The sequence below is a fragment of the Chitinophaga sp. 10T418 genome (assembly GCF_056394125.1).
Genome location: NZ_JBFTHG010000010.1, coordinates 299,390 through 314,325, shown reverse-complemented (window position 1 = coordinate 314,325; position 14,936 = coordinate 299,390). Strand labels below are relative to the sequence as shown.

The window sequence follows — 14,936 nt, the reverse complement described above, 5'->3', positions numbered from 1 at the left end:
CATTATGTTTATTAATACAATATACCGCTTGTTGCCAGGCATGGCCATGCTTACTTTATTTGCTTCCTGTGATAAATATCTGAATGAGCCACCCAATAAAACATCCTCGCTGGTAGTTACCACTACCACACAGTTAAATGCCTTGTTGAATAATTATGGCACCTTTTACCAGGAAGGAAACAGGACCGCTATTTATAGTACCGATGATGCAGACCTTCCGCTGGATTTATATAATGCGCGTCCTTCCACATTTTCCATGGCACAGGTGGAGTTTACGCTCTGGGATATTAATAACCTGCCGGACGATGGCCGGGAATCATTCTGGAGTGGTGAATACAAGAAGATCTTTAACGCTAATATGGCCCTTTCCTATGCGGACAAAGTAAGTGGTACTGATGAAGAGAAAGCAATTATAAAAGCGGATGCGCATTTTATAAGGGCATACAGCTATTGGGTGCTTGCCAACACTTATTGTGTGCCTTATACAGATGCCAACAAGCAGGAAACCGGCTTACCTATAAAGTTAGGTACCGGTTTTGAGGAACCGGTGGTGCGTCAGCCATTGGGTAAAGTATATGAACTGATTGAATCAGACCTGGCAGAAGCAATGAAAACGCCTGTTTCCCTGGTGCAGGGTGGAATACCCCGTCACTGGCGGGCCAACAAGGCTGGAGTGAATGGTTTCGCTGCACGTTATTACTTAAACCGGAATAATTATGCGGAAGCGCTGAAATATGCGAATGCAGCATTGGCAGAATACAGCCGCCTGGTAGATTATAACACCGAAATGAAGTATGGCATTGATGGTAATATAACGATCAATGCCGGTACCCCTACTGCGCAAACGGTGACCATTAAGTACCCATATACGCACAACAACCAGTCTGATATGACAGACATGATAGGCTGGAAAGAATTCCTGTATTTCAGGATGCTGTATCATGAGTCGTGGTGGTATGTCCCCAGCAAGGCATTACTGGACCTGTATGATCATGATCATGACCTGCGTTATGAATATCATATCGTTGAAAATTATTCTTACGACCGTGGCTTAATCAAGCCTGCATACAGTTACCCGGGATATATTTTCTTCTATAAAGACAGAATCCCTTCCGGCCCTACCGTTGCAGAAATGATGCTGATCAAAGCAGAATGCCTGGCACGAACCGGAAGCATCAGTGAAGCCGTGACGGCTGTGAATACCCTGCGTGCGAAACGCATGAAACCCGGTCCATGGGTAGATCTTGTTGCCGCCGGTAAAGATGCTGCCATAAAATTGATCCTGGAAGAACGCAGGCGTGAAATGCCTTTCACACAACGTTGGTTTGACATCAGGCGGTTTAATAACAATGATGACCCCAACGATGATGTAGTGCTCAGCAGAACTTTTTACCCTTACAATAATGCACAGGTATCAGTGGGAGAGCCGACCCGATTATATACGCTGCCTAAAAACGGAAGACGTTTTGCGGCACCACTTCCCCGCACAGAAATTATTTCCAGTAACGGTTTAATAGAACAGAACAAATACTAAAAACGCTTTTATATGATTTGTAAAAAAATAATGAATACCGGTATTGCCTTGCTGCTTGCAGGGCTCCCGGCCATACCTGTTGTGGCGCAACAAAGTACGGCAGATATCAATGAATTAAAAGCCGTGATAACAAAGTATCCGGATAGTCTCGGAGCGCATCATGATTACATTAAAGCATTCCGTAAAAGTATTCCCAACGCATCTTTCCGCAATGGAGATTCGGTGATATCATTACTGAAAGGACAGTATGCGCAGTGGGCCAAACAATTTCCAAAATCAGCTATCGTACCTTTTGCTATAGGAGAAGCATTTGCTGATGCAGAAAGTCCTAAGGCAAAACCGTATCTGCTAAAGGCAGTGAACCTGGATCCCAAGCTGGCCCAGGCCTGGAGAGACCTGTCTATTGATGCAGACCGCTGGGGTGATCAGAATGGAGCAAGGGAATACATGGGTAAAGCATCAGCAGCAGATCCCTCAGACCCCAGCTATGCGTTTTATTATGCCATGGATTTTGAGCACGTTGATGGCAAAAAGTGGCGGGCCATGTTGTATGACCTGGCCAAAAAGTTCCCGCAAAGTGAACGCGGCGCTCAGGGCTTATACTGGCTGGGTGCCAGGAGCAACGACACTACAGAAAAAGTAAAAGTATATGAGCAGTTGCGTGCTTTGTATCCACCTGCGAAATTCAGCTGGTCGTCTGGCGGAATGGATGATCTGTTTAGTATTTACCTGAAAACAGCGCCTGAAAAAGCCGCAGCACTGGCTTCCTCCCTGAAGGGCCAGGAAGGCTGGGGCGCCAAAGATACGCTGGCAGGAAAGATCATTACGGTGAATACCTATCTGCAGCAGCAGCAATTCCGGGAAGCAGCCGATCTGCTGGCAGGCATTAAGCAGCCGCGGTACTCAAGACTGAATTCTTTCATCGCCTTGCTGAAAGCCAGGGCCACACATGGAGCAGGTAATACCAATGAAGCTTACAACGGACTTGCTGCGATTTATGCGAAGGACCCAACTGATGATATCTGGAAGGAACTGGAAGTGTACGGAAAAGCGCAGGGAAAGAATTCCCAACAGATGGAAAACGATATCTGGCAGATACGGCAGCAGACAGTGAAACCTGCTCCTCCTTTCAATCTTGGGCTGTATACCTCCTCAGGAACTGCTTCCCTGGAAGATTATAAGGGGAAGGTAGTATTGCTCACCTTCTGGTTTCCTGGTTGTGGCCCATGCCGCGGTGAGTTCCCACATTTCCAGAGTGTGATGGATAAATTCAAGGGACAGGAAGTAGCTTATGTAGGGATTAATGTTTCTCCGGACCAGGACGAGTATGTATTACCATTTATGAAAGGAACAGGTTATTCTTTTACTCCGCTACGCGCCACCGATGAATGGGCGGCCAAGGTATATAAAGTACGTGGAGAGCCTACCAATTTCCTGATCGATCAAAAAGGACAGCTGGTGTTTACAGATTTCCGGATAGATGGAAGTAATGAACGGACGTTGGAACTGATGATAGGGGAGGTGTTGAAGAGAAACTAATTTTTACATGGAGCACTTTATCAGCAGTTGTTTGGGTTAATGACGAGAGTATAGTAACGGACAGAAACAAACTTTCAGGAAAGGATTGGTATAAAAACGGAATACACAGTTTAGCGACTGGGTATTCCGTTTTTTTGCGCAAGGGGACCCCTTTCCTTCTTATTAAATTCCTGTAGCTCTTTGGATGGAAATAGTATCTTCTTTTTCATCTTTAAGTCCGGCATTTAGATATCTGCCAATTACAATGTATAAATAATTAAACAATAGTAATTTAAACTCCACACTATAATCTCTTAATTTTTTGCTATAGTTTGTGCTTTCAACTGAAACATCTGAAATTTAAAACTAGCTATTGTCAATCAACGGAGCAAAAGGGGAAATGGAGCTGATCAATTCTTTTCAGCGAGGGGATCATAAAGCGCTGCACCAGGTATATGCTATATATCAGCGGCCGCTCTGTTTTTTTACGGAACAAATCATTGCCAATACCATGGCAGCGGAAGATATCGTATCCGATTGCTTTATCAGTGCTTATCAAAAAAAGGAAGATTTTCCTTCCCTCAATCACCTGAAGTCCTTTCTTTTCACCGCTGCCAAAAATGCGGCACTTAACTATATTAAGTCGGAAAAGCGGCATCATGATATTCATCACCTGTTGGAAAGATCTGCCGATAAACTGGCGATAGATGTAGAAAATGCTTACATCAGGACGGAAGTGATGCAGATCATTTTTTCGGAAATTGAAAAGTTACCCCCACAATGCAGGTTGGTAGTCCGCATGGCCATTATAGATGGCAAAAGCGCTGCTGAAATTGCCACCGAGCTGAATATGGCCTACCAAACCGTTTTAAATCAAAAGGCGAAAGGGGTGGCATTGCTACGTAACAGCTTATTGAAAAATGAATTGATTTCCTTGCCCATGCTGCTTTCTGCACTAATATTACTGCAACAGTAATTTTTTTTTCAGAAGACCGGTATAAAATGAAGCGTTAGTTGTTTTAGTAGTGTAGTATGGAAGAAAAGAATCATTACATCGCCATTTTAATTGGCAAATACCTGGATGGTAGTCTCGATGCCAATGAGCAAATCGTATTAGACGAATGGATCAACGCATCCGATAATAACCGCCATCTTTTTGCAGAACTCAGTGATGGAGAACAGTTGATGACTCATCTTCAACGCTTCTATGCTTATGACGGAGACCGGATTGCCCGGAAAATCGGTGCACAGATTCCTGCCTTTGCAACGCCTCCCAGGACCTCCATCTTCCATATTCATTCCTTACGCAAATGGGGTTGGGCAGCTGCTGTGGCGCTGTTATTAGGTGGAGCTACCTGGTTTTGGGTAAATCATACAACAACCCCCACCACTTTACAGGCGTCCAACCTGGTAGCTATTGCGCCGGGAAAAGAAGGGGCGATTCTTACACTGGCAGATGGCCGGCAGGTATCGCTCGACAGTATGGGCAATGGGGTAGTCACTCATCAAAGCGGTGCTTCCGTAGTAATGTCCAACGGGAAACTGATATATGATGCTGCCGGTGAAAGTGCTACCAGCACCGAATACAACAAAATGACCACGCCAAAGGGACGACAGTTCCAGGTGACCTTACCGGATGGCACCAAAGTGTGGTTAAATGCCGCCAGCTCTATCCGCTATCCTACTGCCTTTACAGCAGAGGAGAGAAGGGTGGAGGTAACAGGAGAAGTATACTTTGAAGTAGCGAAGGATGCCAACAAACCCTTCCTCGTCAACATCAACAATAAAGGAACTATCGAAGTACTGGGCACATTGTTCAATGTAAATGCCTACGAAAACGAGAAATCAATCCGCACCACGCTGCTGGATGGAAGCGTGAGAGTAGCGGTTAGTCATGCTAACAGTGTTATACTGGCACCTGGTCAACAAGCCAGCATCGGCCAGGCAACAGGCCTGCATATGCCGGAAGAAAAAGTTATGGTGGTAAATAATCCGGATCTTGAAAAAATAATGGCCTGGAAAAATAACTTATTTAATTTCGAAAACGCAGACCTGGGGGAGGTTATGCGACAGCTGGAACGCTGGTATAATATAGATGTGGTATATGAGAATGGTATACCGGATAAAAAATTTAAGGGAGAAATGAGCAGACAAATCGCATTGGCGGATCTGCTGGAAATATTAAGGAAAACGGAAGTAGACTTTAGAGTAGAAGGACGTACACTGATTGTATTAAATAATAAGTAGCCAATAATATTCTTCACCGAATGCATTAAGGAGGGCTGGATAAACCAGTCAGGGAATAACTATATATATCAACAACCAACCATTAAAAAACCGTCATGGATTGCAGCCATGACGGTGAATGAATCTGGTCGGTTCTAAACGGTTTCTTCGTTTCACATTTATTAACAACCAAATCTCATGCAATCTATGCAAAAAAAATGCTATTGGCCCCCCGACCGTAGGGGAAAATTCAAGGGCCTAACCAAAATCTTCCTGGCTATGAGACTTACTGTCATTTTATTAACAGCCGCCATCCTGCAGGCAAGCGCCTCAGGTCATGCACAAACCGTTACGCTATCGGGTAAATCTATACCTATTAAAAAAGTATTTACCGAAATTAAACTGCAAACCGGGTATGTTGTTTTCAGCAACATCAACACCATCAGCGACACGCGCAGCGTTTCCCTGTCTGCCAGGGATATGCCGCTGAAAGAGGTGCTGGATATTATATTGAAAGATCTGCCGGTCACTTACCTGATTAAGGATAAAACCATTGTGCTGTCGCGTAAGCCAGCCATTAACTTCCTGGACATCCCGGCGCCACCCATCTCTATTTCGGGTGTGATCCGGTCGGCTACCGGAGAATTGTTGCCCGGCGTTTCTGTGCGGATTAAAAATACGGTTACCGGTACTGTTACCTCCACTGACGGAACATTTTATTTTCGTCAGCTACCGGAAAATACGGTGATCCAGATTTCCATGCTGGGTTATGAAACCCTGGAAATTGGTATCCGCCAAACGGCCCAAAGCTTTACTGCTTATACCTTGAATAAGGACCAGTCTAAATCCCTGCTGGTGACCGATGGTAACAACATCACTATGAATATCACGCTGAACCGGAAAGATTTCGAAATGAGTGATGTAGTGGTGACCGGGTATCGGAATGTAAATAAAGGAAATTATGTAGGCGCCATTTACGCTGTGAGGGCCGATGATATTAAAATAGCGGGTGAAACCAGTATTGACCAGATGTTGCAGGGTGTTGTGCCGGGAATGTCCGTACTGACGCAATCGGGTCAGGTAGGCTCCACTCCAAAAATCCGCATCCGCGGCACCTCTACCATTCTTGGCAACCAGGAGCCGGTATGGGTAGTAGATGGGGTCATTCAGCGTGATCCTTTACCGCTTCCGGAAGGTAGCGGATCGCTGGCCACTGATATGGGTGAATTACGCCTGATCGCTTCTAATGCGATTTCCTGGCTGAACCCCAATGATATTGAAACCATTACCGTATTAAAAGATGCTTCTGCCACTGCTATTTATGGTTCACAGGCAGCAAACGGGGTGATTGTACTCACCACGAAAAAAGGCCGCCCCGGACAGTTAGCCGTGTCCTACAGCAGCAACCTTTCTATTGGTCAAAGACCGTCCTACAGTCAGTACGATCTGATGAACTCACAGCAACTGATGCAGTTCTCCAAAGAAGTATATGAAGGACGCGACAGTTATACTTCTGAGATATTGCCTATTGGCTATGGTGGATTAATACAGCAATTGCAGAAAAAAGAGATCGATTACGCTACTTATTTAGAAAAATACAGGAAGATGGAGAACCAGAATACAGACTGGTTTGCCCTGCTTTTCCGCAATTCGTTCAGCCAGAACCATAGCGTGAGCATCTCCGGTGGTAGTGAAAAGATCACGAACAGAACCTCCTTCAGTATGCAACAGCAGAACGGAGAAGGTAAAGGAAATGACCTGAAGACTTTTTCAGCCGCGTCTAATACCACCCTCCGCTTTGGAAAGGCGTTGACGGTAAACCTGATGCTGAATGGGAGCATGCGGGAAACAAACGGTTATGCTTATGGTGTAGATCCGTTTACCTATGCGTATAATACTGCCAGAACGATTCCCATGTATAACGATGATGGTACACTCTTTTATCACGAAAAAAGAGGTGAACCCAGTACCGTTATTCCTGGTGCTCCTGGTTATTTGTATAACATTCAGAATGAAATTAATAATACAGGGAATAAAAATACCAACACTACCCTGTCATCTACTGTTGATGTGAACCTGCAATTAGCAAAAGGCCTCCAGTATCAGGGCTTGCTGGCATACAATGTTGCTACTACCAACATAAAATCCTACGCTACAGAATTATCTTTCTATATCACGCAAACAAGAGGATATGAGTTTKGCAGCGTACTATCCAACTCACCACAGGAGTTGGCCAGTCGCCTGCCTTTTGGAGGATTGGTGCAAATGCAGAATGCTACCAACAAAGGATATACCTGGAGAAACAGCCTGGTATATGACCGGTTATTTGGTCAGCTGCACACCATGACCCTGCAAGGGGGGATAGAAGCACGTTCCGGATTGCTCCAGAGTAATATGGATACACGTTATGGCTACCTGCGTTACCGTGGCGAAAGCTACGCTCCGCTGCCTTTGGCGCCTGTGTTTCTTGGTGCCAGTGGATCGAGTCTCTACGAAGCCATGCGTTTGAATTCAAAGATTGTGAACCAGGAAAGTAATTACCTCAGTGAATATGTGTCTGCGGTATATGGCTTTGATCAGCGTTATATATTTAACTTCAATGCAAGACTGGATGCATCCAACCGTTTCGGGCAGGACAAAAACAAAAGGTTCCAGCCAACCTGGTCTGTGGGTGGAAAATGGCGTGTTGCCAATGAAAAGTTCCTGCGTTCCCTGCGGTGGCTGAATGGACTAGACTTGTCCGCAACTTATGGTTACCAGGGAAATGCGGTGGAAGCAGTATCTCCTTACCTCATTGCTACAGATGGAGGGCTAAGCACCATATTCAAGCAATATACACTCAATATCAAATCGCTTCCTTATCCGGACCTGGGTTGGGAAAAAACGAAAACATGGAATCTTGGTGTGGATATATCGCTGTTGAGAGGCCGCCTGAATGCTACTGCCAACTGGTATAAGAAAACCAGTAATATCCTGGCATCGCGGGACGTGCCTGTTGAAAACGGGATGAATTCCGCTACGGTATTTGGTTCCCGGATGGATAACACCGGCTATGACCTGATCATCAGTGTCATTCCCATACGTACCAAAGACTTCCTGTGGCAGTTTTCTGTGAATACAGGTCTTGCCCGTAATAAGCTGGCGCAAAACCAACGGATCAATACCAGAGAAGATTATCTGAGTGGAAACGCTATTGTGAACGGAGAAGCCTATTCTACCTTTTACTCTTATTCTTATGCTGGCTTAAATGGAAAGACGGGTATTCCTACTTTCAACAAAATGGATATTAAACCCACTTCGAATGACCTGGACTACCTGGTAAAATCAGGTAAGCTGGATCCTGATTTTTCAGGAGGATTTAGTACCATGTTGAGGTATAAAAATATTTCACTGAGTACACAGTTTGCGATGGCATTCGGCAATCAGAAACGTCTGCCTCCGTTCTATAATGCCAATGGTGCACCTACACCGGAGCAAAATGTACCAAGGATACTGCTTGACCGCTGGAAACAACCAGGTGATGAACTACATACCAACGTGCCGGCTATTCCTCCCGGAAATCCCCGCAGGATAGAGATTCCATTACCAGTAATGACTAACTACACGCAAACACCTTATCAACTCTACAATCAATCTGATTATATGGTGGCCAATGCTGATTTTATCCGTTGCCGTCAATTGTCAATAGGTTACGAATTTTCGCAGGATCTGCTGAAAAAAGTACACATCAAACGTTTAAGTACTTCGTTTAGCCTTACCAATCCGTTCCTGGTAACTTTTGACGATGCATGGAGAGGTTATGATCCGGAAACAGCAGGGTGGCCTGCCCGCAGGGTAACGTCATTATCTTTTAATATGACCTTCTAATATTGAAACGCATGAAATATAAATTATTAACTGTTTTTTTTATCACCAGCCTGCTGGCACTCAGCGGTTGCAAAAAATTCCTGGAGGAAAAGTCCCAGAGTGATGTGATTCCAAAAACAGCCACTGACTTCCGGGAGCTATTGATAGGATCGGGTTATATGAAAGATGAGGATCCGTCCAACTTTGTTTACTTTATGGATGATGATGTAGACCTGTTCATTGAATGGGGAGATGGTACTACTGTGGTAGGATCCAATGCGGCCAAAGAGAATTACCTCTTTTATACCTGGCAACCTAAACTGGGTGACATGAATGGTTTAGGCAATGTTATCAATACAGATCCTTCTACTACTGCCTATTACCGCTATTATGAGCTGATCAAGGGGTGCAACGCCGTGCTGGATAATATCAACACCGCTATTGGCAGTCAGGCTGATAAAGACAGGGTAAAAGCCGAGGCACTGGCTGTACGGGCCATGTATTATTTCCGGTTGGTAAATCTTTACGGAGAACCATACAACAGCAACCCGGCATCGCTGTCTGTACCATTAAAACTGAATTCAGGTGTAACCGCCGAATACATGGCGCAATCGACTGTGGCGGAGGTATATGCCCAGGTGGTTACCGATCTGAAAGAAGCGGCCACACTGATGGATCCGCTGCCTGTTGCCCGCAAAGATTTTCATATCAATCAACCAGCTATCCATATCCTTTTATCCAGGGTATATCTCTATATGGAAAAATGGGAAGACTGCATAGCAGAAGCCAATAAGGTGTTTGAGGAGGGAGGAGTGGTAACGAACCTGACAGGCATCAGCACCGGTTACTGGATCACTTATTCCAATCCGGAAATAGAATGGATGTTTGGCGGCAGAGCACAGGCGGGCGACCAGACTGCCTACAGCCCCTCTCCTGAACTCCGGTCTATATATGATGCCAACGATGTACGCCTCAAATATGGTTTTACCGCGTCAAACGGTGGCACACAGATCGTAACCAAGTATACGAACGTGGACCAGGAACTGGAGCAATGTCTTCGTACCGGAGAGGCAGTCTTAAACAGGGCGGAAGCAAGCGTACAACTCGGAAAGCTGTCTGATGGCCTGAAAGACCTGAATGATCTGCGCCACAAGCGCATCATCGGATATACGGATGAAAATATCAGTGATAAGGCGGTATTGCTGAAAGCCGTGCGGGACGAACGTCGCAAGGAATTCTGTATGGAGGGATTCCGTTGGTTCGACCTGCGCCGTTATGGTATGCCTGCTATCACTCACCGTTATCAGGCGGAATTGGGAGAAGCGATACTGCATTACACGCTGAAAGAAAAAGATCCGATGTATACACTGCCTTTTCCTTCCAGTTTGTTGATGAGAAATCCTGCGTTGAAACAGAATCCTTCCGGTACCATGGCCGACAGGAACGGGCAATAATTGTTTAACAAGCAATACAACAATACAATGAAGCATCTATTTATTATCGGCTGCATTTCCAGCATATTGTTATTCTCTTGCAAAAAGGACGTTGCCATCGGACCTCCGGTGTCAGTCGGGCCTGATTATGTTTTGCCGCAGGGAAATGCGCCTAAAGAAGCAAATGATAAAATTCAGCAATTGTACGATACGTACGGTTCTTACTTCCTCTATAATTTTACGCAGAAAGATTTTGAATGGGTACAGTCCACTGGTGGCGGTTCTTCCAAGATCGATACCGTGGTATTGGGTAATCCGGCTTATGCAGGTGATATGCTGACTTTCCTGAATGATATCTGGTTGAAATTTCTGCCGGAAGATTTTAAGAAAAGCCAGGGTATTCCCTATCGCGTGCTGATGGCAGATACCATCAGGCAATACAGGGTTGGATTTCCTCCTGGCCGGGAATACCTCTACTTTGATTATAAAGTAGTGGGAAAGTCCATCACTTTCGCGGGGATGAATAGTAGTCTCCGCACCATGACATCTGCACAAAAAGTAGATAAAAAAAACCTGCTGATAGTACCTATCTGGAATTATTATCTTGCTAACAGTATCCTTCAGGTGCCTGCAGCGTTTTATACGGTCAGTGATTATACCGCCGCTGCACCTGCAGTACCCGTTAATGCTACCAATCCGGTGAACCAGGCGGCTTTCAGAACAAGAGGTTTTTTACCGTCTTCTTATCCGGCTACTTCTGCTTCTGAATGGTATTTCGGTACCTATAACTGGCCCAGTGCCAAATCAAATGACATCAGTTCTTTTATCCTGAATGTGCTCACGCGGACAGATGCGCAGATGCAGCCTTACCTGGCTTATCCGTTGATTAAGCAGAAGTTCGACATCCTGGTAAATTTTTACAAAACAAAATATAACATAGACGTGCGCGCCATCGCTAATGCTACCTACTGATCCTAACCCTTCCTTTCGCCCGGGGCTGGTCCCCGGACGAAAGGAATTTCAGTAGTCCATCTTCATAAATCGTATTCAAACGCAATCATTGTGTAAGCAAAAGTTTACACCAGCTATTTTATTTAATAAACAATCCGTAATGAATGGAAAACGCCATCGTAAAAGTTGAAAATCTGTCTCACCGTTACGCTTCCCAGTGGGCGGTCAGAGATATAAATCTTGAGATCCATAGTCAGGGCGTTGTAGGCCTGCTGGGGTCCAACGGGGCCGGTAAATCCACTACCATGAATATTATTTGTGGGGTGCTGAAGCAATCGAAAGGAGAAGTATTTATTAACGGAGTTAACCTGAAAGATAATCCGGTAGCAGCCAAGCGCAACATCGGGTTTATGCCGCAGAAACTGCCGCTGTACCAGGATTTTACCGTAGAAGAATATCTTACCTATTGCGCTGACCTGCGGATGGTAGAAAAAAAACAGGTGAAAAAAGCGGTACAGGAAGCGCTGGAAAGATGTGGTGTAGCGCATTTCAGAGATCGTTTACTCCGTAACCTGTCGGGAGGTTATCAGCAGCGTGTAGGCATTGCCCAGGCTATTGTACACAACCCGAAGTTTGTAGTACTGGATGAACCCACCAACGGACTGGATCCTAACCAGATCGTGGAAGTACGTAACCTGATCAAACATATTGCACTGGACCGTTCGGTATTACTGTCTACCCACATCCTCACCGAAGTACAGGCTACCTGCCGGGAGATTAAGATGATAGAAGAGGGACAGATGGTGTTTTCCGGTACCCTGGAAATGTTTGACAATTACATTGAACCCAATACGCTGGTAGTTGTGCTGGACACGCCTCCCGCGCATGATGAGCTGCTGAAGCTGGAAGGCATCAGGTCTATTGAGCAGCTGGCGCCTTCCCGTTTCAGACTGGGATATGATGGAGAAAAGAAAACAGCACAGCGCATAGCGGAAATCAGTGTAACCAAAGGTTGGGGACTGATGGAACTGATCATTGAAAAGAGTTCACTGGATGCAGTATTTGCCCGGTTGTCGAAAAAAAACATCAAATAAAAAGCTGATAAAAAAATATTCAATGAGACGAATTTATAAGATCGCCAAGGCGGAGTTATTCACCTTGTTTTATTCGCCGATCGCCTGGATGATCCTTATCGTATTTACCTTCCAGACAGGGATGGCTTTTGTGGAACATCTGCACGAAGTACTCCAGGCGCAGCGCACCGGTTGGGGAAATGCATTTATTACCGCCAACATCTTCTCCGGCCAGCGTGGTTTGTTATCCACCGTACAGGGCTACCTGTATCTTTATATGCCACTGCTTACCATGGGGCTGATGAGCAGAGAGCTGAGCAGCGGGTCTATCAAATTATTATATTCATCTCCCGTAACTTCTTCCCAGATCATCCGCGGTAAGTTCCTCGCCATGATGACTTACAGTTTCCTGCTCATCGGTGTTTTACTGGTGTATGTGGTGATCGGGATATTTACAATAGACCATTTTGAGCTTTCCTCTGTTGCATCGGGATTACTGGCGATCTACCTGCTGATGTGTGCCTATTCGGCAATCGGGCTGTTTATGTCCAGCCTTACCTCTTACCAGGTAGTGGCGGCGCTGGGTACGCTCGTATTACTGGCTACGCTCAGTTATATGGATAAAGTATGGCAGGACATCGGCTTTGTTCGCGACATTACTTATTGGTTATCCATCTCCGGACGTTGTAATGAAATGATCAGTGGGCTGATATGCACTGAAGACGTACTCTACTTTGTTATCGTGGTATGCCTGTTCCTGACCCTGAGTATCCAGAAACTACAGGCCAACCGCACGCATGCTTCCTTCTCCAAGGTATGGGGGAAATATGTACTGGTGGTAGTAGCCGCCATGATGCTGGGGTACGCTACCTCCAGACCTATGCTCATGGCTTATTATGACGCCACTGAAACAAAACGTAATACGCTGACACCAAACAGTCAGGCCATCATGGCTAAACTGGATGGTGGCATGACCATCACMACCTACGTTAACCTGTTGGACAGAGAATATTATAATGGTATTCCTTCGATGGTGAATGAAGACAAGCAAAGGCTAAAACAATTCATCCGTTTTAAGCCGGAAACGAAAATGAAATATGTTTACTATTACGATAAGCCCAGCAATAATCCTCGTCTGGATATCATCTATAAAAATAAAACGCTGGCAGAGCAAGCCCAGAAAGAAGCAGAAGTCAAAGAACTGGACCTTGACCTCTTTTTGACACCGGCAGAAATAAAGAAGAAAATTGATCTCACCGATGAGGGGAACACCTTTGTTCGCGTGGTAGAGCGGGAAAACGGACAGAAGACATTCCTGAGGATCTATGATGATATGGAGAAGTTCCCCAGCGAAGCGGAAGTATCTGCCGTATTCAAACGCATGGTGATGAAGCTGCCCAGGATTGCTTTTCTGCAGGGGCAGGGCGAGCGGAAAATAGAAGGGGAAAGGATTAAGGACTATACCCTGTTTTCTTCCGTTAAAACATTCCGTTATGCACTGACTAACCAGGGATGTGATGTGGAAAACCTGGATCTTTCCGGTGATAAACAGATTCCGAAAGAAGTAGATATCATTGTGATCTCCGATATGCAGCAGGCCATGGATACTGTTTCTAAAAAGAAACTGGATGTCTACATCGCCAATGGTGGGAACCTTGCAGTTACCCTTAAGCCAGGATCAGCGGCGATGGAATCATTTATTGCACAATTTGGTGTGAAAACGGTTCCTGGTCAGCTGGTACAGCCTAAGCAGGATGTAGCTGCCAACGCCGTGATATGCAGGCCTACACCGGCAGCTAAAGGGATTGCAGAGATCTTTGAAATGATGAGTCAGCAACACAAATATGTGGGCATGGTAAAATCGGCAGGGCTGGTGATGGCCGAAAACAAAGGCTTTAAAGCGACCCCTGTTTTGCAAACCGATACAGCTAAAACCTGGAATGAAACCCAAACCATCGACTTTGTGAATGATTCTGCCACCGTGGACATTGCTGCCGGAGAAAAGGTGGATAGCTTTGTGACCGCCATGGCCCTGACAAGAAAGATAGGTAATAAAGAACAACGCATCATGATTATAGGAGATGCCGACTGTATCAGCAACGGCGGAATGAAACCACAGATCAGATATTACGGCGCTGCTAACTTTTCCATGATCCCTGGTATGTTTCACTGGTTATCTTACGGCACAGTACCAGTGGATGTAAGCCGTCCGCGTGGCTCCGACAATGAAACAACGCTCACCAAGGAAAGCCTGAAAGTGGTGAAATATGGATTAATGGGTGTTATCCCGGGATTATTGTTAATAGGAAGCACCATTTTACTCATCAGGAGAAGAAGAAAGTAAAACAGAGCAGG

9 protein-coding genes are annotated in these 14,936 nt (G+C 45.4%); all 9 read left to right on the top strand.

The window, feature by feature from the left end; genetic code table 11:
• Nucleotides 1-4 precede the first annotated feature (4 nt).
• The 9 genes from AC1DCV_RS26650 (at nucleotide 5) to AC1DCV_RS26610 (ending at nucleotide 14,925) form a co-directional block, all read left to right on the top strand.
• A complete protein-coding gene (locus AC1DCV_RS26650; RefSeq protein WP_477026033.1) occupies nucleotides 5-1,534 on the top strand; it encodes a RagB/SusD family nutrient uptake outer membrane protein in 1,530 nt (509 codons plus the stop codon).
• A 12-nt stretch (nucleotides 1,535-1,546) separates the two neighbouring features.
• Entirely contained in the window at nucleotides 1,547-3,073 is a 1,527-nt protein-coding gene (locus AC1DCV_RS26645; RefSeq protein WP_477026032.1) for a redoxin domain-containing protein, read from the top strand.
• Between the two features lie 352 nt (nucleotides 3,074-3,425).
• Entirely contained in the window at nucleotides 3,426-4,028 is a 603-nt protein-coding gene (locus AC1DCV_RS26640; RefSeq protein ID WP_477026031.1) for an RNA polymerase sigma factor, read from the top strand.
• A gap of 56 nt (nucleotides 4,029-4,084) precedes the next feature.
• Nucleotides 4,085-5,299: a FecR domain-containing protein gene (locus AC1DCV_RS26635; protein ID WP_477026030.1), complete on the top strand. Its 1,215-nt coding sequence runs from the start codon at nucleotides 4,085-4,087 to the stop codon at nucleotides 5,297-5,299.
• Between the two features lie 258 nt (nucleotides 5,300-5,557).
• The gene (locus AC1DCV_RS26630) at nucleotides 5,558-9,145 is read left to right on the top strand and encodes a SusC/RagA family TonB-linked outer membrane protein (RefSeq protein WP_477026029.1); all 3,588 of its coding nucleotides are present in this window, start codon (nucleotides 5,558-5,560) and stop codon (nucleotides 9,143-9,145) included.
• An 11-nt stretch (nucleotides 9,146-9,156) separates the two neighbouring features.
• Nucleotides 9,157-10,578, top strand: coding sequence for a RagB/SusD family nutrient uptake outer membrane protein (locus AC1DCV_RS26625; RefSeq protein ID WP_477026028.1), 1,422 nt, complete (start codon nucleotides 9,157-9,159; stop codon nucleotides 10,576-10,578).
• A gap of 27 nt (nucleotides 10,579-10,605) precedes the next feature.
• Nucleotides 10,606-11,529 carry a hypothetical protein gene (locus tag AC1DCV_RS26620; RefSeq protein ID WP_477026027.1) on the top strand — a complete coding sequence of 308 codons (924 nt, stop codon included), beginning with the start codon at nucleotides 10,606-10,608 and terminating at the stop codon, nucleotides 11,527-11,529.
• Between the two features lie 143 nt (nucleotides 11,530-11,672).
• Nucleotides 11,673-12,602: an ABC transporter ATP-binding protein gene (locus AC1DCV_RS26615; RefSeq protein ID WP_477026026.1), complete on the top strand. Its 930-nt coding sequence runs from the start codon at nucleotides 11,673-11,675 to the stop codon at nucleotides 12,600-12,602.
• A gap of 22 nt (nucleotides 12,603-12,624) precedes the next feature.
• On the top strand, nucleotides 12,625-14,925 hold the full coding sequence (locus AC1DCV_RS26610; RefSeq protein WP_477026025.1) for a Gldg family protein: 2,301 nt from the start codon (nucleotides 12,625-12,627) through the stop codon (nucleotides 14,923-14,925).
• The last annotated feature ends 11 nt before the right edge of the window (nucleotides 14,926-14,936 follow it).

Excerpts from the sequence above, each read along its gene's own strand:
- AC1DCV_RS26650 (WP_477026033.1), top strand. The coding sequence starts at position 5 with ATGTTTATTAATACAATATACCGCTTGTTGCCAGGCATGGCCATGCTT.
- AC1DCV_RS26645 (WP_477026032.1), top strand. The coding sequence starts at position 1,547 with ATGATTTGTAAAAAAATAATGAATACCGGTATTGCCTTGCTGCTTGCA.
- AC1DCV_RS26635 (WP_477026030.1), top strand. The coding sequence starts at position 4,085 with ATGGAAGAAAAGAATCATTACATCGCCATTTTAATTGGCAAATACCTG.
- AC1DCV_RS26625 (WP_477026028.1), top strand. The coding sequence starts at position 9,157 with ATGAAATATAAATTATTAACTGTTTTTTTTATCACCAGCCTGCTGGCA.
- AC1DCV_RS26620 (WP_477026027.1), top strand. The coding sequence starts at position 10,606 with ATGAAGCATCTATTTATTATCGGCTGCATTTCCAGCATATTGTTATTC.
- AC1DCV_RS26615 (WP_477026026.1), top strand. The coding sequence starts at position 11,673 with ATGGAAAACGCCATCGTAAAAGTTGAAAATCTGTCTCACCGTTACGCT.